General features: G+C 54.4%; 24 protein-coding genes. 7 read left to right on the top strand and 17 right to left on the bottom strand.

The genetic code is table 11. The features are described 5' to 3' along the window. Positions 1 to 47: 47 nt before the first annotated feature. Positions 48 to 2,756: a preprotein translocase subunit SecA gene (gene secA / locus RCCS2_RS06445; RefSeq protein WP_008232452.1), complete on the bottom strand. Its 2,709-nt coding sequence runs from the start codon at positions 2,754 to 2,756 to the stop codon at positions 48 to 50. 195 nt (positions 2,757 to 2,951) lie between these two features. On the opposite strand from secA, the gene RCCS2_RS06440 reads away from it, so the two are divergent. The 3 genes from RCCS2_RS06440 to mutT are packed head-to-tail and all read left to right on the top strand — an operon-like array spanning position 2,952 to position 5,410. Beyond that, entirely contained in the window at positions 2,952 to 3,794 is an 843-nt protein-coding gene (locus tag RCCS2_RS06440) for a peptidylprolyl isomerase (RefSeq protein ID WP_008232451.1), read from the top strand. A gap of 6 nt (positions 3,795 to 3,800) precedes the next feature. Continuing rightward, the gene (gene argJ / locus RCCS2_RS06435; protein ID WP_008232445.1) at positions 3,801 to 5,015 is read left to right on the top strand and encodes a bifunctional glutamate N-acetyltransferase/amino-acid acetyltransferase ArgJ; all 1,215 of its coding nucleotides are present in this window, start codon (positions 3,801 to 3,803) and stop codon (positions 5,013 to 5,015) included. Further along, positions 5,012 to 5,410 (top strand): 8-oxo-dGTP diphosphatase MutT, encoded by a 399-nt coding sequence (gene mutT / locus RCCS2_RS06430; protein ID WP_008232443.1) that lies wholly within the window; start codon positions 5,012 to 5,014, stop codon positions 5,408 to 5,410. Before argJ ends, mutT begins: the two co-directional genes overlap by 4 nt. Here mutT and RCCS2_RS06425 read toward each other — a convergent pair. The 12 genes from RCCS2_RS06425 to pip all read right to left on the bottom strand — a co-directional run bounded on the left by RCCS2_RS06425 (position 5,407) and on the right by pip (position 19,807). After that, positions 5,407 to 6,174 carry an anti-sigma factor family protein gene (locus RCCS2_RS06425; RefSeq protein WP_008232442.1) on the bottom strand — a complete coding sequence of 256 codons (768 nt, stop codon included), beginning with the start codon at positions 6,172 to 6,174 and terminating at the stop codon, positions 5,407 to 5,409. The genes mutT and RCCS2_RS06425 overlap by 4 nt on opposite strands. Continuing rightward, complete coding sequence (locus tag RCCS2_RS06420; RefSeq protein WP_008232440.1) at positions 6,171 to 6,677, bottom strand: RNA polymerase sigma factor; 507 nt, start codon at positions 6,675 to 6,677, stop codon at positions 6,171 to 6,173. Before RCCS2_RS06420 ends, RCCS2_RS06425 begins: the two co-directional genes overlap by 4 nt. A 289-nt stretch (positions 6,678 to 6,966) precedes the next feature. Continuing rightward, the gene (gene infB / locus RCCS2_RS06415; RefSeq protein WP_008232438.1) at positions 6,967 to 9,447 is read right to left on the bottom strand and encodes a translation initiation factor IF-2; all 2,481 of its coding nucleotides are present in this window, start codon (positions 9,445 to 9,447) and stop codon (positions 6,967 to 6,969) included. Further along, positions 9,444 to 10,076, bottom strand: a complete 633-nt coding sequence (locus RCCS2_RS06410; RefSeq protein WP_008232435.1) for an RNA-binding protein — start codon at positions 10,074 to 10,076, stop codon at positions 9,444 to 9,446. The genes infB and RCCS2_RS06410 overlap by 4 nt, the downstream gene beginning before the upstream one ends. Before the next feature lie 25 nt (positions 10,077 to 10,101). Then, a complete protein-coding gene (gene nusA / locus RCCS2_RS06405; protein ID WP_008232434.1) occupies positions 10,102 to 11,718 on the bottom strand; it encodes a transcription termination factor NusA in 1,617 nt (538 codons plus the stop codon). Further along, positions 11,718 to 12,293, bottom strand: coding sequence for a ribosome maturation factor RimP (rimP, locus tag RCCS2_RS06400; protein WP_037293606.1), 576 nt, complete (start codon positions 12,291 to 12,293; stop codon positions 11,718 to 11,720). The genes nusA and rimP overlap by 1 nt, the downstream gene beginning before the upstream one ends. Positions 12,294 to 12,426: 133 nt before the next feature. Next, a complete protein-coding gene (locus tag RCCS2_RS06395; RefSeq protein WP_008232430.1) occupies positions 12,427 to 13,068 on the bottom strand; it encodes an NYN domain-containing protein in 642 nt (213 codons plus the stop codon). A gap of 226 nt (positions 13,069 to 13,294) precedes the next feature. Then, positions 13,295 to 14,845, bottom strand: coding sequence for an ABC transporter substrate-binding protein (locus RCCS2_RS06390; RefSeq protein WP_037293278.1), 1,551 nt, complete (start codon positions 14,843 to 14,845; stop codon positions 13,295 to 13,297). Positions 14,846 to 14,920: 75 nt separating this feature from the next. After that, a complete protein-coding gene (locus RCCS2_RS06385) occupies positions 14,921 to 16,570 on the bottom strand; it encodes an ABC transporter ATP-binding protein (protein WP_008232425.1) in 1,650 nt (549 codons plus the stop codon). Continuing rightward, positions 16,567 to 17,763: an ABC transporter permease gene (locus tag RCCS2_RS06380; RefSeq protein ID WP_008232424.1), complete on the bottom strand. Its 1,197-nt coding sequence runs from the start codon at positions 17,761 to 17,763 to the stop codon at positions 16,567 to 16,569. The genes RCCS2_RS06385 and RCCS2_RS06380 overlap by 4 nt, the downstream gene beginning before the upstream one ends. Beyond that, positions 17,760 to 18,752, bottom strand: coding sequence for an ABC transporter permease (locus RCCS2_RS06375; RefSeq protein ID WP_008232422.1), 993 nt, complete (start codon positions 18,750 to 18,752; stop codon positions 17,760 to 17,762). The genes RCCS2_RS06380 and RCCS2_RS06375 overlap by 4 nt, the downstream gene beginning before the upstream one ends. A 59-nt stretch (positions 18,753 to 18,811) precedes the next feature. After that, entirely contained in the window at positions 18,812 to 19,807 is a 996-nt protein-coding gene (pip, locus tag RCCS2_RS06370; protein ID WP_008232420.1) for a prolyl aminopeptidase, read from the bottom strand. A gap of 47 nt (positions 19,808 to 19,854) precedes the next feature. Here pip and ubiG point away from each other — a divergent pair, with 47 nt between their 5' ends. Next, entirely contained in the window at positions 19,855 to 20,604 is a 750-nt protein-coding gene (gene ubiG, locus RCCS2_RS06365; RefSeq protein ID WP_008232418.1) for a bifunctional 2-polyprenyl-6-hydroxyphenol methylase/3-demethylubiquinol 3-O-methyltransferase UbiG, read from the top strand. Positions 20,605 to 20,612: 8 nt separating this feature from the next. On the opposite strand, the gene RCCS2_RS06360 is transcribed toward ubiG, so the two are convergent. The 4 genes from RCCS2_RS06360 to RCCS2_RS06345 are packed head-to-tail and all read right to left on the bottom strand — an operon-like array spanning position 20,613 to position 22,897. After that, positions 20,613 to 21,056 carry a MarR family winged helix-turn-helix transcriptional regulator gene (locus tag RCCS2_RS06360; protein ID WP_008232416.1) on the bottom strand — a complete coding sequence of 148 codons (444 nt, stop codon included), beginning with the start codon at positions 21,054 to 21,056 and terminating at the stop codon, positions 20,613 to 20,615. Further along, positions 21,056 to 21,886, bottom strand: a complete 831-nt coding sequence (locus tag RCCS2_RS06355) for a carbon-nitrogen hydrolase family protein (RefSeq protein WP_008232414.1) — start codon at positions 21,884 to 21,886, stop codon at positions 21,056 to 21,058. The genes RCCS2_RS06360 and RCCS2_RS06355 overlap by 1 nt, the downstream gene beginning before the upstream one ends. After that, positions 21,883 to 22,140, bottom strand: a complete 258-nt coding sequence (gene grxC, locus RCCS2_RS06350) for a glutaredoxin 3 (RefSeq protein ID WP_037293277.1) — start codon at positions 22,138 to 22,140, stop codon at positions 21,883 to 21,885. Before grxC ends, RCCS2_RS06355 begins: the two co-directional genes overlap by 4 nt. Positions 22,141 to 22,174: 34 nt before the next feature. After that, entirely contained in the window at positions 22,175 to 22,897 is a 723-nt protein-coding gene (locus RCCS2_RS06345) for a ComF family protein (RefSeq protein ID WP_008232410.1), read from the bottom strand. Positions 22,898 to 22,919: 22 nt separating this feature from the next. Here RCCS2_RS06345 and RCCS2_RS06340 point away from each other — a divergent pair, with 22 nt between their 5' ends. The 3 genes from RCCS2_RS06340 to RCCS2_RS06330 all read left to right on the top strand — a co-directional run bounded on the left by RCCS2_RS06340 (position 22,920) and on the right by RCCS2_RS06330 (position 25,207). Next, complete coding sequence (locus tag RCCS2_RS06340; RefSeq protein WP_008232409.1) at positions 22,920 to 23,744, top strand: methyltransferase domain-containing protein; 825 nt, start codon at positions 22,920 to 22,922, stop codon at positions 23,742 to 23,744. A 57-nt stretch (positions 23,745 to 23,801) separates the two neighbouring features. Continuing rightward, positions 23,802 to 24,881: a ferrochelatase gene (gene hemH, locus RCCS2_RS06335; RefSeq protein WP_037293604.1), complete on the top strand. Its 1,080-nt coding sequence runs from the start codon at positions 23,802 to 23,804 to the stop codon at positions 24,879 to 24,881. Between the two features lie 74 nt (positions 24,882 to 24,955). Beyond that, complete coding sequence (locus RCCS2_RS06330; protein ID WP_037293602.1) at positions 24,956 to 25,207, top strand: DUF6522 family protein; 252 nt, start codon at positions 24,956 to 24,958, stop codon at positions 25,205 to 25,207. Positions 25,208 to 25,291 lie beyond the last annotated feature (84 nt).

Here is a 25,291-nt window from a genome sequence, read left to right as displayed (position 1 = left end):
GAACAGGACTGGCGAAAGGTCTTAGCGTGACCCAATTATGTCGGCAATTAGGCGAGGCGACCGTGACAATGCTTGAACTTCTTGCCTGATCCACAGGGACAAAGGTCGTTTCTGCCTGGGTTTCCCCAGGTACTTGGATCATTTTCGTCAAAGCCTTCACGCGTCGTTCCAGCCGCTGCGGCAGCCGCCGCCGGGGTGGCCGCAGCCGCTGCAGCCGCCGCAGCCGTTTGCTGCTGCTGGCGAATTTGCGCGACCATTTGTTCCTGCTCTTCTTTGGACATCGGACGAATTTTTGACAGTTTCTGTGTCACATCCGTGCGCAGCCCATCAAGCATGCTTTCGAACAATTGGAAGCCTTCGGTTTTGTATTCATTCAGCGGGTCGCGCTGCGCATACCCCCGGAAACCCACGACGGAACGCAAATGTTCCAGCGTCAACAGATGCTCGCGCCATTTGGCGTCAATCGTTTGCAACAGAAGTTGCTTTTCAACGTTGCGCATCGTCTCATCACCAAAGGCTTCGGCCTTTTCTGCCATGTATTTGTCGGCAGCCTCTTCCAGCCGCTCGCGGATGTCATCATCATCGACACCTTCTTCGGCGGCCCAGTCGATCACCGGCACATCAATACCAAGGTTTTCAATCACACTAGCATAGAGACCTTCTGTATCCCATTGATCTGCATACGTTTTTGGCGGCATAAAATCGTCAACCAGATCATCGATGACCTGATCGCGCATGTCTTTGGTGACCTCTGACAGGTCTTTCGCTTCCATGATATCGCGGCGCTGCGAAAAGATAACCTTTCGCTGTTCGTTCATTACATCATCGAATTTCAGCAACTGCTTGCGAATGTCAAAGTTGCGGCCTTCAACCTTGGCTTGCGCGCGTTCCAGCGACTTATTCACCCACGGGTGGACGATCGCTTCACCTTCTTTCATGCCCAAACCGGACAGTACTTTATCCAATCGGTCAGAGCCGAAGATGCGCATTAGGTCATCTTCCAATGACAGGAAGAAAGCCGAACGGCCCGGGTCACCCTGTCGGCCAGACCGGCCGCGCAACTGGTTATCAATCCGGCGGCTTTCATGGCGTTCGGTCGCAAGGACAAACAGACCACCCGCGGCTTTCACCTTTTCTTTTTCATCAGCAACTTCGGCTTCGATACGCGCGCGCACCTCTTCGATATCGGCGTCAGGTGTTTCGGCCATCGCCTGCAACACGCGCATTTCGACGTTACCGCCCAGCTGAATATCGGTGCCGCGACCGGCCATGTTCGTCGCAATTGTGACGGCGTTCAGTTTTCCAGCGTCAGCAACAATCTGTGCTTCTTGTTCGTGCTGCCGCGCATTGAGAACGTTAAAGGTGATTCCCTCGGCTTTCAGCATCTCTGCCAGCGCCTCGGATTTTTCGATTGATGTCGTGCCAACCAAAATCGGCTGACCTTTGGCGTGGGCCTCTTTGATTTCATCGACAACACCTGCAAACTTTTCGCGGGCGGTGCGGTATACCTGATCGTCTTCGTCAATCCGCGCGATGGGCCTGTTCGTTGGCACCTCGACAACGCCCAAACGATAGATTTCCTGAAATTCTTCCGCCTCGGTGGCCGCAGTACCGGTCATGCCGCCCAGTTTGTCATACAAACGGAAGTAGTTTTGGAACGTGACAGAGGCCATGGTCACGTTCTCTGGCTTGATCGAACAATCCTCTTTCGCCTCGATCGCCTGATGCAGACCATCAGACAAGCGACGCCCGGCCATCATACGGCCGGTGAATTCGTCGATCAGAACGACTTCGTCGTCACGCACGATATAATCTTTGTCTTTGGTAAACAGCTTGTGCGCACGCAGCGCCTGATTGACGTGGTGCACCAGCGTGGCGCTTTCCGGGTCATAAAGCGTCTGCCCTTCTGGCAGCAGGCCGGATGACGTCAATTTCTCTTCCAGAAAATCATTTCCTTCGTCGTTGAACGTGACCTGGCGGGTCTTTTCATCAAGCGTATAAAGGTCTTCTGAAACGTCAGGGATCACCTTATCAATCGTCGCGTACATCTCGGAACGGTCTTGGGCGGGGCCAGAGATAATCAGCGGCGTCCGCGCTTCATCAATCAGAATACTGTCGACCTCATCCACAATCGCAAAGTTGTGGTGGCGCTGGAACATCTGATCAAGCTCAGACTTCATGTTGTCGCGCAGGTAATCAAAGCCTAACTCGTTATTCGTGGCATAGGTCACGTCACAGGCGTAAGCGGCCTTTTTCTCGTCTTCCGGCTGTTGGGGATAGATCACGCCAGTGGTCAGACCCAAAGCACCGTAAACCTTGCTCATCCACTCAGCATCACGGCGGGCCAGATAATCGTTCACAGTGACGATATGCACGCCTTTACCTGTCAGCGCGTTCAGGTAGGCGGGAAAAGTCGCAACAAGGGTTTTACCCTCACCCGTCTTCATCTCTGCGATGTTACCCTGATGCAGAAAGATGCCACCCTTCAGTTGCGTATCAAAGGCACGCAGGCCTAGCGCGCGTTTGGCAGCCTCGCGACAGTTGGCGAATGCCTCGGGCAAGATTGCATCAAGGCTTTCGCCGCCCATGGCACGTTTCGCCAGTTCTTCGGTTTTGTTCTTGATCTCTTCGTCAGACAGCGCCTCGAATTCAGGCTCAAGCGCGTTGATCTGATCGACCAAAGGGCGGGCCGCTTTGACTTTGCGGTCGTTTGCGGTGCCAAACACCTTTTTGGCAATCGTTCCGAAACCCAGCATATTCTCTCCGGCGGCGCGTGCGCGCCTGTCTGACATCTATTTGAGAGGAGGTCGCTTGTAGGCCCGGTAAAGGCCACATAGAAAGGGCCGAGGTTATGGAACTATAAGGCCTCCTCGAGGCATCTTTGGGATGTAAGGGGCCACCAGTACAGTGTCAACGCCGCGGGCGAACGCGGCCTATCAAGGGATCGTTTAATGCTGAAACATGTTACATTTTTGGGTGCAACAGCCATGGCTACGGTTTTGTCCACCGGGGCCTTTGCCCAGGACGTGACCGCCGAAACCGTTGTGGCCACCGTCGGCGACACAGAAATCACCATGGGCGAGATTATTATCGCCCGTACCCAGCTGCCACCGCAATATGCGCAGCTTCCGGCTGATGCGTTGTTTAACGGCCTTGTGGATCAGTTGATCCAGCAACAGCTTTTAGCAGATGAAGCTGATGGAGTATCCGCGCAGATCGAATACACGCTAAGCAATGAACGGCGGGCGTTGATCGCGGCTGATGTTATCACATCCATCGCAGATAATGCCGTCACAGAGGCCGATGTGCAGACCGCCTATGATGCGCGCTTTGAAAACGCTGAAGAGATCCAAGAATTCAACGCCGCACATCTGCTGGTCGAAACCGAGGAAGAGGCAATCGCCGCCAAAGCCCGGATCGACGAAGGCGCTGCCTTTGCAGATGTGGCGCGCGATGTATCCACTGGGCCCACTGGCCCCAATGGCGGTAACCTTGGCTGGTTTGGCCCCGGTGCCATGGTTCCCACGTTTGAAGAAGCCGTCATGGGGCTAGACGTTGGCGGTGTGTCAGAACCGTTTGAAACGCAGTTTGGCTGGCACGTTGCAACGTTGCTGGAAACACGCGTCCAACCACGCCCGACAATTGATGATCTACGCCCTCAAATCGCGCAAGAATTGCAAGAGGCAGCAATCACCGCGCGTCTGGATGAACTTGCAGAAGCGCAGACCATCACCAAGCCAGAACCAGGCGAATTTGACCCCGCCCTGATCGACGCGCTTGAATTGCTGGACTAGGCAGACATGACCGTCTCACCTTTGGCGCCCGCCACCTTTCCGCAGTTACCGGAAATTAGCGGGGCCACGTTCGCGGCCACTGCTGCGGGTGTGAAATACGAAGGCCGGAAAGATGTCATGTTGGCTGTACTGGCCGAAGGCACAGCCATTGCGGGTGTCTTTACCCGGTCGGCCACGCGTGCAGCGCCTGTATTGGATTGCCAACGCAAACTAGGCGGTGCCAGCAACACACCCGCAGCAATCCTTGTGAATGCGGGCAATGCCAATGCATTTACCGGTAAAAACGGTGATGGCAGTGTCACAGCCCTGACAGCAGCAGTTGAAGCCGCAACAGGTGTCCCGCAATCGCGTGTCTTTACCGCCTCAACCGGGGTGATTGGTGAACCGTTGCCGCACGCGCGGATTACCGACAAGATTGCCGAATTACAGACGACACAGTCCACTACCGCTATCAACGCGGCAGCAGAAGCCATCATGACAACCGATACCTTTGCAAAAGGGGCATCGGCGACGATGACCATTGACGGACAAACCGTCAATATTGCGGGCATCGCCAAAGGCTCTGGCATGATTGCACCTGATATGGCGACGATGCTGGCCTTTATCTTTACCGATGCGAAGATTGATCAAGACGATCTGCAAGCCTTGGTGTCAGCGCAAAATGCAAAAACGTTTAACTGCATCACCGTGGATAGTGATACATCCACATCTGACACGCTGATCGTGGCTGCAACGGGTGCATCTGGTGTGGACGTGACCGCGAATGCTGCGTTCGCGCATGCCTTGCACGACGTCATGCGCGACCTTGCCCATCAGGTCGTCCGTGATGGTGAAGGTGCAACCAAATTTATCACCGTTCAGGTCACCGGCGCGCAGGATGACGCCGATGCGCATAAGGTGGCGCTGGCCGTCGCAAATTCCCCCCTCGTTAAAACGGCCATCGCGGGCGAAGACGCCAACTGGGGTCGTGTTGTGATGGCAGTTGGCAAATCAGGCGCTGCCGCTGACCGCGACCGGTTAAGCATTCGCTTTGGTGATATCACAGTCGCCGAAAACGGCTGGCGCGCGCCGGATTATTCCGAAGACGCCGCAAGCGCCTATATGAAAAATGCCGAACTTGAACTGGGTGTGGATCTGGGGATCGGCAAGGGTGAAAGCACGGTTTGGACCTGTGATTTGACCCATGGCTATATCAGCATCAACGCGGACTATCGGTCATGAAGACCGTATTGGTTTCGGCTGTTGCATTGATTGACGCTGACGGACGCATCCTTTTGGCGCAGCGCCCAGAAGGCAAATCAATGGCAGGCCTATGGGAATTCCCCGGCGGCAAAGTTGAAGTAGGCGAAACACCCGAGGCAGCTTTGATCCGCGAGTTGCAAGAAGAACTGGGGATCGATACTTGGGCGTCTTGCCTTGCCCCACTGACATTCGCCAGCCACTCCTACGACGATTTCCATTTGCTGATGCCGCTATTTGCCTGCCGCAAATGGGAGGGCGCACCACAGTCGCGCGAGAAACAAGCGTTGAAATGGGTACGGGCGAACGAATTGCGCGATTATCCTATGCCAGCGGCAGATATCCCGCTGATCCCGATTTTGCGCGACTGGCTTTAGATTTCCAGCGCCGCTGCGGCAGCGATTTCGTTCAGGTCAGGCTGATCTTCGGGGCCGATGACAACATAATCTGCCTCGCCAGCCGTCCATGATACAAAATCAAAGCCATTGATGGTCTGTTCGTTAAAGGTCGGTGTCTCTGGCGGTGTTTTGCTGGTGCGCTGTAGGCAAAGTGCGACAACGACACCATCCGCATCCCGGTACATCAGTTGGGCGACAGGGTTACCATTGGCAACAACCAGACGACCACCTTCGAACGTCAAACCAAATTCAGTCAGATCAGGAATGGAAAAGGTCGCGCCAACAGTGTTGCCCAACCATGTTTCGATATGATCGGATTCGTCGGCGCCCACTTCGACCAAGTGACGCACCTGGCTGGCATAGATCGCATGATAATCAGCGATATCGGCCAACCAACCGGCGGTTTGCACAGGGGCATCCTGCCCACGCAGTGCAAAACCACCCAGACCGCCAAGAACAAAGACAACCAGACTGGCCGCAAGCGCACCCCAGACAGGTCGTGATTTCGGCGCAGCAGATTGCGGCATCGGAGCCGATTTAATGTGCTGCGCCAAGGTAAAAGGAACAGGAGCGCTCAACTCTGCTTCAAAAGCTTCCTGTGCAAGCACATCGGCTGCAATCAGCGCATCAAGCTCTGCTTGCGCCGCCGGATCATTGGCCAACCGCTCTTCCACAGCCAAAGAGGCCGTTGGGTCAAGCTCGCCATCAAGATAGGCACTCAGCTGTGTCGAAAATTCAGTCATGATCTGCCAGCCCCCTCCGATACGAGCCCTGATACAAGCTGTTTGCGGGCACGGTGAATGCGACTCATCACCGTACCAACGGGAATCCCCAATAGATCCGCAACCTCACGGTAACTATATCCTTCGGCACAAACCAACAGCAAAGGCTGCGAAAGTTCCTCACCAAGGTCGGTGACCTTACGTCGTATCTGCTTGGCCTCCAAGGTTTCATCAGCGCTACCTGCCGCGTGTAGTTCTGGCGCGTCTTGTGCATCCACCTGGCCTTGGCCCTGACGGACCTGACGCTTACGCACTTCGCTGACCCATAGGTTACGTACAACGCGAAACATCCAGCGGTCAAATGGCTGCGCGGGATCATATTGTTCCCACTTCTGAAGCGCTATTGTACAAGCTTCTTGTAATAAATCATCGGCATCCGGACCAGAACGAGTCAGGCTCAGCGCAAATCGGCGCAGGCGCGGTAACAGCGCAATCATTTCTGATTTGAACTGGTCAGGGGTCATGACTACCGAAAATTTCATTCCTAATATTTTTGCAATATGTCCGATGGCGGCACCTTTGAACAGACTTCTTTCAACATGTTATTGTTGGCCCTCATTATTTCACGAACCAACGTCAGACAGACCCCGCGGCAAAATACCAAAGGATGTCCTGCTGGGATTACGCAGCAGGGATGCAATTTATTCATAATCAGGCGATGTTTTTAAAATCGGGCATGCTATGAACGCATCCCGCGAATGAAAAAGGCGGGCCAAATGGCCCGCCTTTTCAGCTGTTACAATCCTTGATGGATCACAGGTTCCGTTCGACCTCTTCGCGTTCGAAAATCTCGATCACGTCTTCGGGACGGATATCTTCGTAGTTTTCAAATGCCATACCGCATTCTTGACCGGACTGTACCTCTGGCACCTCGTCCTTGAAACGCTTGAGCGTCTTTAGCGTGCCCTCGTGGATAACTACGTTGTCACGCAGCAAGCGCACACCTGCAGAACGACGCGCCACGCCTTCGGTGACCAGACAACCGGCAACTTTACCCACGTTAGAGACCTTAAAGACCTCTTGGATTTTGGCGTAACCGATGAACTTTTCACGAATTTCAGCAGAGAGCAGACCAGAGGCCGCCGCTTTCACATCATCCACAAGGTCGTAGATAACCGAATAATAGCGGATTTCGACGCCCTTTTGGTTGGCTGTGTTCCGCGCGGATGTATTCGCACGGACGTTAAAGCCAAATACAGGCGCACCAGATGCTTCGGCAAGGCCGATATCGGTTTCCGTGATCGCGCCAACACCAGAGTGTAGAACGCGCACGCGCACCTCATCGTTGCCGATTTTCTCCATCGCTTGCACGATAGCTTCGGCAGAACCTTGCACGTCAGCCTTTACCAAGATCGGCAGCTCGCTGACGTTTTCGTCCGCCTTGGCATTCGCCATCAGCTGTTCCAGCGTCGTCGCCGCACCAGCCGCCGCGCGTTTTTCTTTCGCAGCCTTTTCGCGATATTCTGCGATTTCACGGGCCTGCGCATCGGTTCCAACCACGTTCAGCACGTCACCTGCTTCGGGTGTGCCATTCAGGCCAAGCACCTCAACAGGCACAGCCGGACCAGCCTCTTCAACACGCTCGCCCTTATCGTTGATCAGCGCGCGGACCTTACCGTACTGCTCACCCACAACAAAGATATCGCCTTGATGCAATGTCCCATTCTGCACCAGAACGGTGGCTACAGGACCGCGACCAACATCAAGCTGCGCTTCGATGACAGCACCTTCGGCAGCGCGATCCGGGTTGGCTTTGAGTTCAAGAATTTCAGCCTGCAAAGCAATCGCTTCAAGCAGTTCATCCAGACCCTGACCAGAAATGGCCGAAACCTCAACGTCCTGTACATCACCGGACATCTTTTCAACGATGACCTCGTGTTGCAGCAGGTCGGTGCGGACTTTGTCAGCATTCGCTTCAGGCTTGTCGATCTTGTTGATCGCCACGATCATCGGCACTTGCGCCGCTTTCGCGTGGTTGATCGCCTCAATCGTTTGCGGCATGACCGCATCATCAGCAGCAACCACAAGCACAACAATATCAGTGACTTGCGCGCCACGTGACCGCATCGACGTAAACGCTGCGTGGCCCGGTGTATCAAGGAAAGACAGCACAGCGCCGCTATCAGTTGTCACCTGATAAGCACCAATGTGCTGTGTGATACCGCCTGCTTCGCCAGCCACAACTTTCGCGTTGCGGATCGCATCCAGCAAGGATGTTTTACCGTGGTCAACGTGGCCCATGATCGTGATGATAGGGGGGCGGCCAGACAGATCTTCGGGCTTGTCTTCAATCGCGGTCAGCACGTCTTCGACATCAGCGTCAGAAACACGTGTCACCGTGTGACCAAACTCTTCGATGATCAATTCGGCGGTATCCGCGTCAATCGTCTGGTTCTGTGTCGCCATGATGCCGTTATTCATCAACGCCTTCACAACATCAGCCACACGTTCTGTCATGCGGTTAGCCAGTTCCGAGACGGTAATCGCCTCTGGCAGAGCAACTTCGCGGAAAACCTTTTCGCGCTCTGCCGACACACCCATTGCTTTCGCACGGGCGCGATCTTGCTTGCGCTTCATTGCAGCCATAGACCGCTGACGGCCACCATGACGGCCAGCCATCGCATCATTGACAGTCAGTTTACCTGAACGGCGACCGTCATCATTGCGACCCGGCTTTGCCTTGGTCTTGTTGTCGCGATTTTCTGCAGGGCGGTCCGTTTTGCGGGGTGCCGCTGTTGGGCGTGAAATCTCAGTCTCGCCAGGCACGGCAGCTGCAGCCGGTGGTGCATCAGCAATGGCCTTAGCCTTTGCAGCTTCAGCCTTCTTGCGCTCTTCTTCTTCAGCTTTCGCCTTGGCGCGCTCTTCACGTTCGCGATCTTCGGCTTCTTTTGCCTCAATCTCGGCGCGGCGCGCATCGCGTTCGGCGGCGCGCTCTTTTTCTTCGGCTGCGCGCTTTTCGGCTTCTTCTGCTTCGCGGGCTTTCGCCAGCTTCAGCGCTTTCATCCGGCGCTCAAGTTCCACATCGGAAATGCCCGCAGGACGCTTGGAAGGGTCACCACCAACCGGGCCGCCAGAGGCCGCAGGTTTGGCCGCACCGGGTTTGGGCACCACAACGCGTTTACGTTTGGTTTCCACCACGACGTTCTTGGTCCGCCCATGGCTAAAGCTTTGCTTCACGTTTGAAGGACGTGAACCACCAAGGCCGAGTGTCTTTTTACCGTCGTTATCGCTCATTTAGCTTCTGTATCCTTCTCGGAGGCCGTATCGCCACCGTTCACTTCACGTAGACCGCGTAGCTTTGTGGCTTCCTCTACAACACGATCGCTGAGTCTGCCAGTCGCAAGCGCGCCATGTATCACACTTTGCCGCCCAAATGCCAAACCCAATTCCTCGGAGCTTAAGCAACCGAAATATCGGGCGCCTTCGGGCGTCCATAGTTTTGTTTTGCCCCGTTCCGACCCATCAGAGGCCTGAATTAGAACACGGACCCGCTCACCACCGGCAAGCCAGCCCTTTACCTTTTCAAATCCGCAGACCGCGCGACCTGATTTCCGGGTCAATGCGATCAGATCAACAGTGCGGCGGGCCAGTTGACGTTCAACTTCGTCTACCAAACCATCCGGCACTGTCACCGCCTGCTTGGCGGATCGTGAAAACTGACCTTTCTTCGCCTCATGCAGCGCTTTGCGGTCAGCCGTCACATACATGCCTCGGCCCGGCAGCTTGCCCAGAATATCAGGCACAACCTGATTATCCGGCCCCACAACAAAGCGGATCAGCCCAGCCTTTGGCTGCACCTCACCGGTGACGATGCACTTGCGTTCGGCATCACCCCGATCTTTGTTATGGCCACCACGCGCCATTTGCGAACCCGTCAGAGGCCTGAAATCAGGCCTCCTCCTCCGCTGCTTCTGCCTCTTCGGCAGCCGCGGCTTCGGCAGCAAGCTCATCAGGGTCAACCCAACCCAGCATCACGCGGGCGGTCATCACCATGTCCTGCGCTTCCTCCAGCGACACTTCGAAAGGTTCCAGCACACCGTCGTCTTTCACGCGTTCGCCATCAACTGTGGTCCAACCACCGGCCAGTTCCCAGTCAGCGCAGGTTGCAAAGTCTTCCAGCGTTTTCACGCCATCTTGGCCCAGCGCCTCTAGCATCGCGGGTGTCAGGCCTTCGAAATTCGCAAGGCTGTCTTCAACACCCAAGGCGCGGGCCGCTTCCATCGCTTCTTTGGCTTTCGCTTCAAGATAGTCACGTGCGCGGGCCTGCAATTCGCTGGCAGTATCTTCGTCAACGCCTTCGATCACCAGTAGTTCGTCAACTTCGACATAGGCGACCTCTTCCAGGTTCGTGAACCCTTCTGATACCAGTAGTTGGGCAAAGAATTCGTCCAGATCAAGAGTATCCATGAACAATTTCGTCCGCAGTTCGAATTCTGCCTGACGACGCTTGCTCTCTTCTTCCTCGGTCATGATGTCGATATCAAGGCCGGTTAGCTGCGACGCGAGGCGCACGTTTTGGCCGCGGCGGCCAATGGCCAGTGACAGCTGCTCTTCTGGTACAACCACTTCAATCTTGCCGGCTTCTTCGTCCAAAACAACCTTGGACACTTCGGCCGGCTGCAATGCATTCACAAGGAAGGTCGGCATGTCTTCATTCCAAGGAATGATATCGATCTTTTCGCCCTGTAGTTCGTTCACAACAGCCTGCACGCGCGAACCACGCATACCAACACAGGCACCGACAGGGTCGATGGACCCATCATAGGAGATGACAGCAATCTTTGCGCGTGAACCGGGGTCACGGGCAACCGCCTTGATCTCAATGATGCCTTCGTAGATTTCAGGCACTTCCATTTTGAACAGTTCTGCCATGAACTCAGGCGCTGTGCGGCTCAGGAAAATCTGCGGACCACGCTGTTCGCGACGTACTTCTTTAATGAAGCAACGGATGCGGTCATTGGGGCGATACGCCTCGCGACCAATCTTTTCGTTACGGCGGAGAACAGCTTCACCAGCGCCCACATCGACGATGACATTGCCATACTCTTCGCGCTTGACCAACGCGTTGATGATTGTACCCGCGCGATCCTTGAATTCTTCGTATTGCTTGTCACGCTCGGCTTCGCGGACCTTTTGCAGGATCACCTGCTTGGCTGATTGTGCCGCGATGCGGCCCAGTTCGACCGGTGGCACTTCTTCGATAAACTGCTGACCGACTTCTGGGTCTTCCATGTATTCTTTGGCTTGGGCGACGGTGAATTCCGCCTGATAGTTCTCAAGCTCTTCTTCCTCAACCACGGTACGCACACGGGTGAATGTGGCCTTGCCGGTCTTACGATCAATGGCGACACGGATATCCATCTCGGCCCCGTAACGGGACTTTGCCGCGCGGGCGAGCGATTCTTCCATCGCTTCCACAACAAGCCCGGGCTCGATGTTCTTTTCGCGGGCCACAGCCTCGGCTGTTTGCAGCAATTCCAGCTGGTTCGCGGAAGTATATGCCATCAGGTGTTCTCCTCACCGTCTATAATCGTTTCAATCTCATCAAATTGGGTCTCGTCGATCTGACCCGCATCTTTACGTCCGCGCAGCACGTCGCGGATCAACTCATCTGTCAGGACCAGTTTGGCGTCTGACAGCCATTCAAATTTGAGGCCAATCGTGCCCTCAGCAATCGTGATCAGGACTTCATCGCCTTCAGTACCAGCGAGCGGGCCTTTGAAGCGACGGCGACCATCAATCAACTCATCCGTTTCGATCTTGGCTTCAAAGCCTTCCCACTGATCAAAATCTTTCATTCGCGTCAGGGGGCGGTCGATGCCGGGGCTTGAAACTTCGAGCGTGTAAACATCTAGAATCGGATCTTCGACATCCAAGATTGCACTAAGAGCGGTAGACACCTGCCCACATTCATCAACCTCAATCTGGCCATCAGGACGTTGGACCATAACCTGCAAGATGCTTTCCTTACCCGTCATCAGACGGACGCGCACAACTTCAAACCCCATGTCTTCCACGACAGGGGTAATGATTTCAGCGATACGGCGGTCAATGGCCGCTTTGGCAATCAGATCGTTCATCATATTTTCCGACTTATCATTCGGACACAAAAAAACGGGCGCGCGGCCCGTTGTGAATTTCGGTGGGGTTGGGGGTGGAAGCCAACGCCGCTGTTGAGGAAGATATAGGGGAAGGTGGAGGGAGGTGCAAGGGCTACATTTCGCGGTCAGGGTCCCATTCGTCAGGACGCCGAAGTTTTGCGCCGCCTCTCCCAATAACAGGGTTAGGAAATTGGGATCGTCGCAGCATAGCTGGCCTGATATGGCGAACCGAGGTAGCGTACTGACGAAGTAGTTTACTTGGTGATGTGTCTTCGAACCAAGCAACAATCACTACTTTTCCAAGTTCCTGTGAAACCATTCGAATTGGCTCTAATAAATCGGTGTCCTGAGACATAACCAGCGCAATGTCGTAGGTGTCGCAAAAACCATCCATAAGGAGATGTGAGGCAAGATTGACGTCTGACCCTTTTTCCTCTGTATCTCTAACGTAGACGTAGCTTTCTTCTTGGCCCCTAACGGGGCGGTGGATTGTTTTGGCTAAGAAAGTCCCTTTATGAATCTCAAGCTCAGGAATTGTTCTAAGAGCACGAAAGTAAGCTTGTTGTCGCGTTGGAGCATCCGGGTCTCCTGCACGGGGGCTAACATCAGCAGTAAAATACCGAATGCGTTCGATCACATCACCCGTTTGCAACAACTCTGAAGAGAGCAGTTTAAGGTCTGTCCACTTGTATCGTGAATGCTTTAAGAGTCGATAATATAGGTTAAATCCATCAACATATACACGAACCCGCATCGGCAACCTTTAACCCTTGAGTTGAGTACATACAGCAAGAGCCGCGAGGGCGCAAACCCTACACGGCTCTTGAACCAATAGACCTGCTATTGGCCGGTATATAAATTAGTTAGTACGCCGATTCGGATTTGTCAATGTCACGCGGACTCAAATCGCTCTCAGAGTCAATAGAAATTTATATATGTGGTGCATGACGCTAAGAAAGGCACCACATATACCAATAAACTTACGCCACAGACCACCGTTCAGCCATCCGCGCGTTATCCATCTGCCAGAGGTTGCCCACTGTATCAGGTGACGCAATCCGGTTGTTCACGGCCTGCACATAGTTGGCAAACATTGGGATCAGAACACCGCCATCGTCGCGCAGGATTTGCTGCATCTCAAAATACTGCTCTTGGCGTTTGGCGCTATCAAGTTCGGCCCGTGCCGATATCAGCAATTCTTGGAAACGGGCGCTGTCGTCTGCATCCCATTGGCTGTCATTCCAAGGCACACCGGCCTCATACGCGGTCGAGAACATCCAATCTTCTGTCGCGCGACCGGACCAGTATACAGCCGAGAAAGGCTTTTTCAGCCAGACATTGGACCAATACCCATCTGCGGGCTCCTGCACCACGTTCAGGTTGATACCTGCAGGTGCCGCGGAAGCCTGGAACAATTGTGCTGCGTCAACCGCACCTTCAAACGCGGCGTTTGATGCACTGAGGTCGATGTTCAGGCTATCAAGACCCGCTTGCTGCAGGTAGAACTTGGCCTGATCTGGATCATACTCAAGCTGTTCCATGTCAGCGTGATAGTACTGGCTGGCGGGGCCGATTGGTGTGTCGTTGCCAACCTGACCGTGACCCAGCAGGATCTTGTCGACCATTTCCTGACGGTTGATGCCGTACTTCAGCGCGCGGCGCACGTTCACATCATTGAACGGCGCGTTATCGGTCAACATCGCGAAGGTGTAGTGCTGATTACCCGTCACTTCCTGAATGCGCAGCGCAGGGTTGGCGCGCAGCAGGGCCTCGGTTTTAAAGTCGATCCGGTTGATCGCGTCGACCTGACCGGTCATCAGTGCGTTCATACGGGCTGTGTTGTCGTTGATGGCGATATATTCGATCTCATCAAAGAAGCCCGCGCTGTCGCCCTTGTAGTGATCGGCGTATCGGGTTGCGACCATGCGCACACCGGGATCAAAGGACTGCACTTGATAAAGGCCTGTGCCGATGCCATTGGCGATTGCTTCTTCGATCTGGCCTGCGGGGTACATCAGCAGGTGATAGTCGGACATCAGGTAAGGGAAGTCAGCGTTGCCTGCTTCCAGCACAAACTGCACCTGGCTGTCGGACATCTTGTTCATTTCAGTGATCGCCGCAACGATTGGCTGGGCTGCAGATTTCGCGCCTTCAGCTACGTGCAATTGCAGGGATGCGATTACATCGTCAGCGCCAAATGACTTGCCGTTGTGGAAAGTGACGCCTTGACGCAAGTTGAATGTCCAAGTTTTGGCATCGGCAGAGGCTTCCCAGCTTTCCGCCAATTCCCCTTTGAGAGAGCCGTCAGCACCAACTTCGGTCAAGCTATCAAAAACCGAACCCTGCGCGGATGCGATCATGAACAAGTCAGAGTGGGTCCGTCCATCCCAACTATCAGATGTATTCGCACCCGACAGACCTGCAGTCAATTTTCCACCGCGTGTTTGCGCGCGCAGTGGCATGCCTGAAAGGCCCAGCACACCGGCAGCGACACCTGTTTTCAATAGACCGCGTCTACTAATTCCGTGCATATTTTCGTTCTCCCTAATTATTTTTTCAGGCACCTGTGCACCCGATTGCGTCGTCACTTGCGTGACCGATTCGTGTTACATCTTATCAACAGCTGCATCGCCGATGTTATCAACTCCGCGTTCAGCCAACAGATTGGTCAGCCAATCCGGGTCCATTTCCGGCACCGAAGACAGCAAAAGATCGGTGTAGGCGTGATGGGGCGGGGTAAACATTTCGACTTTTGGTCCTTGTTCAACCACGCGTCCGTCTTTCATCACCACAACTTCATCTGCGATCGCCCTTACCGTCGCAAGATCATGTGTGATGAACATATAGGTAAGTGATAGCTCATCCTGCAAGCGCGCCAATAGTCGCAGAATTCCTTCGGCCACCAATTGGTCCAGCGCAGAGGTCACCTCATCACAAATGATAAACTTTGGTTCCGCCGCCAAAGCACGAGCAATACCAATGCGTTGTTTCTGACCGCCTGACAATTCAGATGGTAGGCGATGATAATACTGTGAAGGTTCCAGTTCGATCTGCTCTAACAGCGCATCAACCTTTTTGCGTTTCTCTGCACCTTTCAGCCCAAGATAGAATTCAACGGGGCGGGCAATGATCTGGCCAATCGACATGCGCGGGTTCAGCGCGGTGTCGGCCATCTGGTAAATCATCTGCACTTGGCGCAATTGGTCTTTGCTGCGCTTGCGATAATCGGGCGGCATCACGTCACCATCGACCATGATCTGCCCAGCGGTTGGCGGTAAAAGGCCCGTAATGCAGCGTGCTGCGGTGGATTTGCCTGATCCGCTTTCGCCCACAACAGCGACAGTCCGGCCTTCATGCATGTCAAAGCTGACATCATGCAGCACTGGAACGGTGCCATAAGAAGCATCAATATTCTGGACGCTGACAACCGGCACCGAGCCTGTTTGCACAGCAGATTTCAAAGGTCGCTCAAAGCTGCGCACAGCCCAAAGGGATTTAGTGTATTCCTGCGTTGGCGTCGCCAACATCACACGGGTGTCGGCCGTTTCGACTTCATCACCCTTCAGCAACACTTTGATCGTATCGGCCATCTGCGCAACAACCGCGAGGTCGTGGGTGATGTAAATCGCCGCCGTGTTAAACTGCTCAACAATATCACGGATTGAGGCAAGCACCTCAATCTGCGTTGTCACATCCAACGCGGTTGTCGGTTCATCAAAGATTATCAGATCAGGTCGGCACGACATCGCCATTGCTGTCATACAGCGTTGTAGCTGACCACCGGACACCTGATGCGGATAACGAAAGCCAATCTCGTCCGGGTTTGGCAATCGCAGCTTGGCGTAAAGCTCTATGCCGTCCGCCTCGCTTTCACCGCGTCCCATTACACCGTGCTGAACAGGACCTTCGACATGCTGATCCATCAACTTGTGCGCCGGGTTAAAACTGGCCGCCGCGGACTGGGCGACATAGGCAATACGCTTGCCTAGCAACGCGCGTTTCACCGCGGCAGAGGCGGTCAGCAGATCAATGCCGTCAAATTCGACCGATCCTTTGCTGATCCGTACACCATCGCGGGTATACCCCATTGCGGCCAGACCCAGCGTAGATTTACCCGCACCGGATTCACCGATCAGGCCCAATACTTCACCTTTTTTCAGCGTCAGATCGACGTCGTTGATAATCGGGTTCCACGTCTCATCGCTCCGGCCTTCCAGCCAGACATCGCGCATCTTGAGAAGGATCTCGTCACTCATTCTTTCAGCCCCGATGATTTGTGCAGCATCCAGTCGACGACAAAGTTCACGGCAACGGTCAGCAAGGCAATGGCACCAGCGGCCAACAATGGGGCCGTTGCGGCCATCGGCGCGAATTGCGCAAAGTTCACGAAACCACCCAAATCGCGCACCATTGTACCCCAGTCAGCCAACGGCGGCTGGATACCCACACCAAGGAAGGACAGCGCGGCGATCGTTAGGAAGACAAAGCAGAACCGTAGCCCAAATTCGGCCAGCAAAGGTGCTGTAGCATTTGGCAGAATTTCCTTGAAAACAAGATAGCCCAGACCTTCGCCGCGCAGTTTCGCCGCCTCAATATAGTCCATCACAACGATGTTTTGGCCGACCGCACGAGCCAAACGATAGACACGCGTGCTGTCGATCACGGCGATGATCACCACCATAAACACGGTCAGCGGAATACCCAATTCAGGTGCCCAAACACTGGCGATTGTCATCAAGAGCAACGCAAAAATCAGCGATGGGATCGCCATCAAGACGTCCACAGCACGCGACAACAATTGATCAAGCCAACCGCCCAAAGTGGCGGCCAGAAAGCCAAGCGTGCCACCTAAGAGGAACGCCAAGACCGTTGTCGCGAATGCGATGCCCACCGTATTTTGCGCGCCATAAATCAACCGGCTTAGGATATCACGGCCAATCTGGTCTGTTCCTAAGGGAAAATCAGGATTGCCGCCCAGCTCCGGGTCGCCACCGGGGATGATATTTGCCGCAACACCGGGAATAATCTGCTCTTGCCCATATGGCGCGATCAATCCTGCGAAAATCGCAAAAATTGCATAGATCAGGATCGTCAGGATACCAAATGACGCCGTAAGGGGCATGGAACGGAACAGCTTTTTACTGCGTGCAGTGCCGACAGAACGGCCCAACAAGCGAAACAGCCAGGCAGCAATCGCAAAGATGATAAACCCTTCGATGGCGATGCGCAGAAAGAAGAACTTGTTGGCAATCGCCTGATCGTCGCTGCGTCCTTGCATATAGGCCCAAACCAACCATGCCAGAACCGCCGCACCCAAAACATAGCCATAGGCCACACCATAGGGCATATCGCGAAACTTGGGTGCGTTTCCGGTGACCGCTTGCCCCGCAAACCGAAACCCCCATGCGACAGCGGCCAACCCGATCAGTGCTGCGACGAACCAGATCATTTTGGATGCCTCAGCCGTGGGTTGGATAGGATCGACATAATGTCAGCTGTCAGGTTCAATAAAATAAACGCAGTCGCAAAGATCAGGCAGCAAGCCTGCACAACCGGGATATCGCGGTTTTGCACGCTATCAACAAAAAGTTGGCCGATACCCGGATAGACAAAAACCACCTCGACGACCACGACGCCTGTGATCAGGTATGCAAGGTTCAGGGCGATCACGTTTATGATGGGCGCAAGTGCGTTGGGCAGCGCATGTTTGACGATGACACGCATGGGCGACAGGCCCTTCAGACGTGCCATTTCAATATAAGGCGAGGCCAGCAAATTAATGATCGCGGCACGGGTCATGCGCATCATGTGTGCTGTCACGACCAACGTCAGCGTCAGCGCTGGCAACATGGATCTTTCGACCCTCTCAATCAACGGCATGCCTTCGAAGATGGTTGAAAGTGAAGGAAAGATCGGGTTCAGCACCGCCAGAAACAGGATCAGGATGTAAGCGACAAAGAATTCCGGGCTGGAAATCGACGACAGCGTAAAAATGTTCGTCGCACGATCAAAAACCGTATTGCGGTAAAGCGCGGCCAGCACACCCAGAAAGATCGAAAATGGCACAGCGATCATCGCGGTGATCATCGCCAAAAACATGGTGTTGGCAAAACGCGGGGCGATCTGCTGGGCCACGGTGGTGGCACCCGAGTCTGTACCCGTAAAGCTGGCAAAGTTAGCCTGCGCAAAACTGGTGCCCAAATCACCGCGCAAAACACCACCCAACCAGTCAAAGTAGCGGACGACCAGCGGCTGATCGAGCCCAAGATCTTTGCGGATTGATGCCACCGCCTCTGGTGTGGCCCCTTGCCCCAGAATAGACTCTGCAAAGTCACCCGGCAGCAGGTTGACTGCGATAAAAATCACAATCGACACAATCAGCAATGTCAGAAGGCCAAGCGCGAGGCGCTGTAGAATAATCGTTAGGACATTGCCCAAAACTCAAGTTTTCCCCGTAGCTTAGCCAAAGACTAACGGCATAATTTCAGTAGTAAACCCTAAAGGCCCAAGGAATGGCGCTGCGCACCCATCATATCCATCGTGCGCACAAGTTCGGCGCTAATCCCCGGTTCTGACAAGGCATGCCCAGCGCGCCCAATGAAAGTAAGCCGCGATTTGGGCCACATCTGCGAAAGCTTATGGGCAGACACAGGGGGGCAGATCATATCATAGCGTCCCTGGACGATGACCCCGGGAATATTGGCGATCTTAGCCATCTGATCAGGATGCAGGATTTGCTGATCTTCGTCTAAAAAACCGTTGTGATAGAAATAATGGTTCTCCAACCGGGCAAATGCACGGGCATAATCGGCGGGGCTTTCGCCTGTCACGCCATCGCTGTCAATCGAAGCCAGCGCATTTTCCCATGACGCCCAGGCGCGTGCATAACGCACCTCGATCCCGCGATCATCCGAAAACAGACGCCGGTGATAGGCCGCAATATAATCATCACGTTCGTCTTCAGGGATCAGACCTGCAAAGCGGTCCCACAAATCTGGCCAGAACTTGCCTGCACCGCCGCCATAGAACCAGTCCAGCTCTGACTGGGTCATCAGGAAAACGCCGCGAAGGGTCAATGCTGCGGCACGGTCAGGATGCGCTTGGGCATAAATCAACGCCAGCGTCGCACCCCATGACCCACCAAAGACAATCCAGCGATCAATATCGAGCGTTTCACGGATCAATTCGATATCCGCCACCAGATGCCACGTTGTGTTCGCCTCAACACTTGCATGCGGCCGCGAACGACCACAGCCGCGCTGATCAAACAAAATGATACGGAAGATATTCGGATCAAAATAGCGGCGCATCGCAGGGCTGCACCCACCACCCGGACCACCATGCAAGACGACAACAGGGATACCATCAGGGTTCCCACACTGCTCCATATAAATGCGGTGACCGTCACCCACCTCCAGCATCCGTTGATCAAACGGATCAATCGGCTGATAAAGATGCGCGCCGGGGCGCTTTTGTCCTACGACTTTGTCCATAACCACCCTATATCGCGTGTTGTACGCACTGACCATGACGCGGAGCGATGAAAATGTCGGCAACGAACACCGTAGATCCAAGCGAGATTGCTAAATTCGAGGCGATGGCCGCCGAATGGTGGGACTTGAATGGCAAATTCAAGCCGCTGCACATGATGAACCCTGTGCGGTTGGACTATATCACAAGTCAGATCGCGGCAGAGTATGGACGTGACCTAAGCCAGCCTGAACCGTTCAAAGGTCTGCGTATCCTTGATATCGGTTGCGGTGGTGGGTTGCTGTGCGAACCCATGGCACGTTTGGGCGCGACGATCGTCGGCGCAGATGCTGCTGAACGAAACATCCCTGTTGCCAAAATCCATGCCGAACAATCAGGGCTGGAAATCGACTATCGCCACACCACCGCCGAGGCAATGGCTGCTGCCGGTGAACAATTCGACGCTGTACTGAACATGGAAGTGGTCGAGCATGTGGCCGACCCGCAGGGATATCTGGATGCCTGCCAGCAACTGATGAAGCCCGGCGGCATTCACATTTGTTCAACCATCAACCGCAACCCCAAATCCTTTGCAATGGCGATTGTTGGTGCGGAATACGTGATGCGCTGGCTGCCCAAAGGTACGCATGAATGGAACAAATTCATCACACCGGATGAATTGTACGGGTTTCTCGAAAAGGCAGGCATGAAACCTGTGGACCGCAAAGGTTTTATTTTCAGCTTTACAACGTTCACATGGTCAATCTCTGACCGTGACTTGTCAGTCAACTATGTGACAGCAGCCACAAAGCCAGCGTAACGCGTCTTTCAATCAACCTGGCTAAGTTTCAACCGCATCTCGCGCAGGACAGGCAGTACGGCTTTTGCTTTATCTTCGCCAACCTTGTTCACAACATCGGCGATCACGGGTGCAATGGCTGCCAGTGCCGCATCGCGTGCTGACTGGCCGGAAGGGCTGATTGCGACCATCTTGCGACGCGCATCATCCCAGTCAGGGCGCACATGCACCCAACCGGCCCATTCCAGTTTATGCAAGGTGTTGGTCATGGCCCCACGGGTCAGGTGAAATGTCTTTGCCAATTGGGCAGGTGACCGTTCCGCGCCAGAATGCGCCAGATGGTTCAGCACCGAAAAATGCGACAGCTCCATCCCTTTGGGCAACACGCGCGCCACGCTTGCCCGCGCCAACTGATCAACGGCCAGAATTTCACTAAACAGCGAAACAGCAAGGTTATTGGCGTCTTCGGACATTAAGGGCCTTCAAAAGGGCGATCATGGCTTAGCGCCGCAATACGTTTGCGGCTTTGTGCCACTGACGCAGGGTCAAGATCAACCAATGCGATGCCCGGTTCCGGGCCTAAATCCGCCAACACGTCCCCCCACGGCGAAATCGCCATACTGTGCCCATATGTTTGGCGCGGTTTGCCTGCATGGGCTTTGTGCGTTCCGGTTTGGGCAGCGGCCAGAACATAGGACCCCGTCTCAATCGCGCGGGCGCGCAAAAGCGGTTCCCAATGCGCAGCCCCTGTTACGGGGGAAAACGCCGACGGGACCAACAGAACTTCAGCCCCCGCCTGTGCCAAAGCACGATAAAGATAGGCAAAGCGGACATCGTAACAGATGCTCAGACCGGTTTTGGCAAAAGGCGTATCGGCCACGACCGCGTGTTCACCGGGGCGATACCCGACAGATTCGCGATAGCTTTCGGTTTCAGAAACCGTCACATCAAACATATGAATTTTGTCATATCGCGCCACGATCTGCCCGGCAGGATCAATCAGGAAAGACCGGTTGGCGAAACGCCCATCAGGGTCGCCCGTTTTTAATGCCAAAGAGCCGATGGACAGCCAGATCCCATGGCGGACCGCCGCGTCACGCAAACCCGCCAATGTCATATCGTCATCTTCGTGCTGCAAAACGCGTGTTTGATGTGCCCGGTCCTGCGACACGCAGTTCGTCACCTCGGGCGTCAGCACAAAACCGGCACCCTGCCCAGCGGCATCTGCGATCATCCCGGTCGTCTGCAACAGGTTGGCAGCCGGATCATCGCTGGCGTTCAACTGAAGCAGCGCGGCCTTCATGCCGCCAGCAGCGCATCCAATTTGCCGCCGCGCTCTAATGCAAACAGATCGTCGCAACCGCCCACATGCGTGCCATCAACAAAGATCTGCGGAACAGTGCTGCCCCCGTTTGCGCGCTGTATCATTTCGGCGCGACGCTCTGGTTGGGCGGATATGTTAACCTCGGCATAGCTGATATCTTTGGAATTCAGTAAGCGCTTGGCCATGTGGCAAAAGCCACAGGTTGGTTTGGTATAAATCTCTACAGTTGCCATTTTGAACGGTCCTTAGATCAGCTTCGACCTTGATCTAGGCATCTTTTACTACTCTTGCCAGTGTAACAATCGACACGTTTGTGGCACCGGCCGCCCGGACGGCCTCGGCGCTGGCTGCGAGCGTGGCACCAGACGTCATGACATCATCAACGAGAATGACTGGTCTACCCACAATCTGAACAGCCCTTTTCGGGTTTGGGATGATCGCACCCGACAGCTCTGCGAACCGTGCGTCGCGACTGTGTCCTTCCAAGGCATTTGTCCTTTTAGGACGTAACAGCGCATCGACGCAGACAGGTAAGTTCATGGCTTTTCCCAACTCTTGCGCCAGCAAAGCCGATTGATTGTAGCGGCGCCGGGCAAGACGCACCCAATGCAGGGGGACTGGTGCGATTATAGTATCTGATAAAGCTAAATTAGCCATTTTCTGCGCCATCCAACGCGCCGCCGTTGGCGCAAGGTCCGTCCGATCCCCATGCTTGAGGCCCAAAACCAAGCGCCGCCCCACGCCATTGTAAACCAGAACGGATCGCCCTGTATCCCAAGGCCGTGCAATCGTCATACAATCGTCACATTGCACCACTTCGCCATGATCCTCGCCGGGCAAAGGCGTGCCACACGTGTTGCAGACCAGCCCACCAATGAACTGTGTGTCCTTCCAACAGACTGCGCATAGCCCGTTGTCATCCTCGGTCTGTGCGTCACACGCAACACATTGCGGCGGATAAATTGCCCGAATGACGCTTTGCAACCGCATGAATGCACCCTAAATGACGGGCATGTATATGCCCCAGATCACCGACCGCACCGCTTTGGCGCGTAATCGCGCCCGCGCCGAACCTGATGCGCTGTTCTTGCAAGAACATGCCGCCGATGAACTGCAAGAGAGACTGAATGAGGTTAACAGAACCTTTACATCAGTCGCGATTGTCACAGGTTTCCCGGATTTCTGGGCAGCGCGTTATCCAGAGGCAACAGTCATTTCAGATGAAGAAACGCTTGATTTGAAACCGCAGTCCCATGACCTGATTTTGCATACCATGTGCTTGCATTGGGCGAATGACCCGGTTGGGCAGTTGGTACAAGCCCGACATGCGCTGATACCTGATGGGCTTTTGTTATGTACGTTTCTTGGCGGTCAAACCCTGCATGAATTGCGCGCTTCGCTTGCTGAAGCAGAAGCTGTTGTTGCAGGTGGTCTGTCGCCCCGCATCGCGCCTATGGGTGAAATCCGTGATCTGGGCGCGCTTTTGCAGCGTGCGGGCTTTGCCTTGCCAGTAGCGGATGCCACGCCGCTGACCGCGAGCTATGCGAATGCCTTTCACCTGATGCATGACCTGCGCAAAATGGGTGAAAACAACGCGCTGACCCAGCGCATCAAGCATGCAACACGACGCAATGTGTTGACGGAAGCGGCGTGTATCTATGCAGCGAATTTTCGCAACACCGAGAATCGGGTGGACGCCACGTTTGAGTTTATTACGCTTACCGGTTGGGCCCCTGCTGACAGCCAACCACAACCGTTACGCCCCGGCAGCGCCACAACCAGGTTGTCTGATGCGTTGAATACCAAAGAAACGCCTTTAGATAGGTCCAATGACTGATGCCATGCGTATCCCATTTACTACTACGCAAATGACGCTACTTAAGGGGCAATGAAAATGTTCGATGCACAAGCCACGGCGCAAGAGCGTCCAGCCACATGCCCCATGCATGCGCAACCCGATCACCCGGCGGTGAAACCGGCACGCGTGGGTATTCTGGTGGCCAACCTTGGGACGCCTGACGCAACAGATTACTGGTCCATGCGGCGGTATCTGAACGAGTTCCTGTCCGACAAGCGCGTGGTAGATTACTCTGCCTGGATCTGGCAGCCACTGTTGCAGCTGGTTATTTTGACCAAGCGACCCTTTTCGTCTGGGGCGGCTTACAAGTCGATCTGGAATGAAGAAGACAACGAAAGCCCGCTGCTGACCATCACGAAAAAGCAGACTGCGGCGATCAAAGCGCAGATGGTCGAACGTTATGGCGATGATGTGCGCGTTGATTTTTGCATGCGCTATGGCAACCCTTCCACACAATCCAAAGTGCGTCAGATGATCGACGATGGATGCACCAAAATCCTGTTCTTCCCGCTTTATCCGCACTACGCGGGTGCAACATCGGCAACTGCGAACGATCAATTCTTTCGCGCTTTGATGAAAGAAAAGTGGCAGCCAACAGCACGGATCGTAGACCCCTACTTTGAAGAGCCTGCGTATATCGAGGCGTTGGCGCAATCGATTGAACGGGCCTATGCGGCCGCCGAGAAAAAGCCAGAAAAGCTGATCTGCTCTTACCACGGCGTGCCTGAGCGGTATTTGCGCGAAGGTGACCCATACCACTGCCAATGTCAGAAAACGACGCGCTTGCTGAAAGAGCGGCTTGGTTGGGATGACACACAGATCGTAACGACCTTTCAGTCGCTGTTTGGCCCCGAAGAGTGGCTAAAACCCTACACGGTAGATGAAGTGGCCCGTTTGGCAGAAGAAGAGGGTGTAAAAAACATCGCCATTTGCGCGCCAGCATTTTCAGCCGACTGCATCGAAACGCTGGAAGAGATCAACGAAGAGATCAAGGAAAGCTTTGAAGAAGCGGGTGGCGAACATTTCACCTATATCCCGTGCCTGAACGATGATCCTGCGCATATTGATGCATTGTCCGGCGTCATTGAAAAGAACCTTAAAGGCTGGATCGGCTAATCCAATACCACGGGTGATTGCAGCACAGCCTTGGTTTTGCGATCATTCAGGCGAACCAAAAGCGATTTTGCCTGATGAAAGTGACCCTGACAGAAAGCGGTGCGACGGTTGATGCGCATGATCTTGGCCCGCTTTTGGGGCTGGATCCCGCGGATGTGCCAACCAAAATGCGCGCTGGCGAAATTACCAGTCAGTCAGAAGAAGGTGTCGATGACGATGCAGGGCGTATTCGACTGACATTTTGGTACGCGGATCAACGGGTCCGGCTGATCTGTGACACAGATGGTAACGTCATCAAGACAACACGGATCAAGGCTGCGCGCTAAACCGATTCTATCTGGTGGCGAGGTCAGTAATATGAACCCTAAATTAACACGGCTATAGCCTTGGGGTGGAATTAGGGCTAACAC

The sequence above is a fragment of the Roseobacter sp. CCS2 genome (assembly GCF_000169435.1).
In the GTDB taxonomy this organism is placed as follows: Bacteria; Pseudomonadota; Alphaproteobacteria; order Rhodobacterales; family Rhodobacteraceae; genus Yoonia.
This window is presented reverse-complemented; position numbering and strand designations above follow the sequence as displayed.

What these genes read in the sequence shown, in the direction of transcription:
- secA (WP_008232452.1), bottom strand. Translation starts at nt 2,756, where the DNA reads ATGCTGGGTTTCGGAACGATTGCCAAAAAGGTGTTTGGCACCGCAAAC.
- RCCS2_RS06440 (WP_008232451.1), top strand. Translation starts at nt 2,952, where the DNA reads ATGCTGAAACATGTTACATTTTTGGGTGCAACAGCCATGGCTACGGTT.
- argJ (WP_008232445.1), top strand. Translation starts at nt 3,801, where the DNA reads ATGACCGTCTCACCTTTGGCGCCCGCCACCTTTCCGCAGTTACCGGAA.
- mutT (WP_008232443.1), top strand. Translation starts at nt 5,012, where the DNA reads ATGAAGACCGTATTGGTTTCGGCTGTTGCATTGATTGACGCTGACGGA.
- RCCS2_RS06425 (WP_008232442.1), bottom strand. Translation starts at nt 6,174, where the DNA reads ATGACTGAATTTTCGACACAGCTGAGTGCCTATCTTGATGGCGAGCTT.
- RCCS2_RS06420 (WP_008232440.1), bottom strand. Translation starts at nt 6,677, where the DNA reads ATGACCCCTGACCAGTTCAAATCAGAAATGATTGCGCTGTTACCGCGC.
- infB (WP_008232438.1), bottom strand. Translation starts at nt 9,447, where the DNA reads ATGAGCGATAACGACGGTAAAAAGACACTCGGCCTTGGTGGTTCACGT.
- RCCS2_RS06410 (WP_008232435.1), bottom strand. Translation starts at nt 10,076, where the DNA reads ATGGCGCGTGGTGGCCATAACAAAGATCGGGGTGATGCCGAACGCAAG.
- nusA (WP_008232434.1), bottom strand. Translation starts at nt 11,718, where the DNA reads ATGGCATATACTTCCGCGAACCAGCTGGAATTGCTGCAAACAGCCGAG.
- rimP (WP_037293606.1), bottom strand. Translation starts at nt 12,293, where the DNA reads ATGAACGATCTGATTGCCAAAGCGGCCATTGACCGCCGTATCGCTGAA.
- RCCS2_RS06395 (WP_008232430.1), bottom strand. Translation starts at nt 13,068, where the DNA reads ATGCGGGTTCGTGTATATGTTGATGGATTTAACCTATATTATCGACTC.
- RCCS2_RS06390 (WP_037293278.1), bottom strand. Translation starts at nt 14,845, where the DNA reads ATGCACGGAATTAGTAGACGCGGTCTATTGAAAACAGGTGTCGCTGCC.
- RCCS2_RS06385 (WP_008232425.1), bottom strand. Translation starts at nt 16,570, where the DNA reads ATGAGTGACGAGATCCTTCTCAAGATGCGCGATGTCTGGCTGGAAGGC.
- RCCS2_RS06380 (WP_008232424.1), bottom strand. Translation starts at nt 17,763, where the DNA reads ATGATCTGGTTCGTCGCAGCACTGATCGGGTTGGCCGCTGTCGCATGG.
- pip (WP_008232420.1), bottom strand. Translation starts at nt 19,807, where the DNA reads ATGGACAAAGTCGTAGGACAAAAGCGCCCCGGCGCGCATCTTTATCAG.
- ubiG (WP_008232418.1), top strand. Translation starts at nt 19,855, where the DNA reads ATGAAAATGTCGGCAACGAACACCGTAGATCCAAGCGAGATTGCTAAA.
- RCCS2_RS06360 (WP_008232416.1), bottom strand. Translation starts at nt 21,056, where the DNA reads ATGTCCGAAGACGCCAATAACCTTGCTGTTTCGCTGTTTAGTGAAATT.
- RCCS2_RS06355 (WP_008232414.1), bottom strand. Translation starts at nt 21,886, where the DNA reads ATGAAGGCCGCGCTGCTTCAGTTGAACGCCAGCGATGATCCGGCTGCC.
- grxC (WP_037293277.1), bottom strand. Translation starts at nt 22,140, where the DNA reads ATGGCAACTGTAGAGATTTATACCAAACCAACCTGTGGCTTTTGCCAC.
- RCCS2_RS06345 (WP_008232410.1), bottom strand. Translation starts at nt 22,897, where the DNA reads ATGCGGTTGCAAAGCGTCATTCGGGCAATTTATCCGCCGCAATGTGTT.
- RCCS2_RS06340 (WP_008232409.1), top strand. Translation starts at nt 22,920, where the DNA reads ATGTATATGCCCCAGATCACCGACCGCACCGCTTTGGCGCGTAATCGC.
- hemH (WP_037293604.1), top strand. Translation starts at nt 23,802, where the DNA reads ATGTTCGATGCACAAGCCACGGCGCAAGAGCGTCCAGCCACATGCCCC.
- RCCS2_RS06330 (WP_037293602.1), top strand. Translation starts at nt 24,956, where the DNA reads ATGAAAGTGACCCTGACAGAAAGCGGTGCGACGGTTGATGCGCATGAT.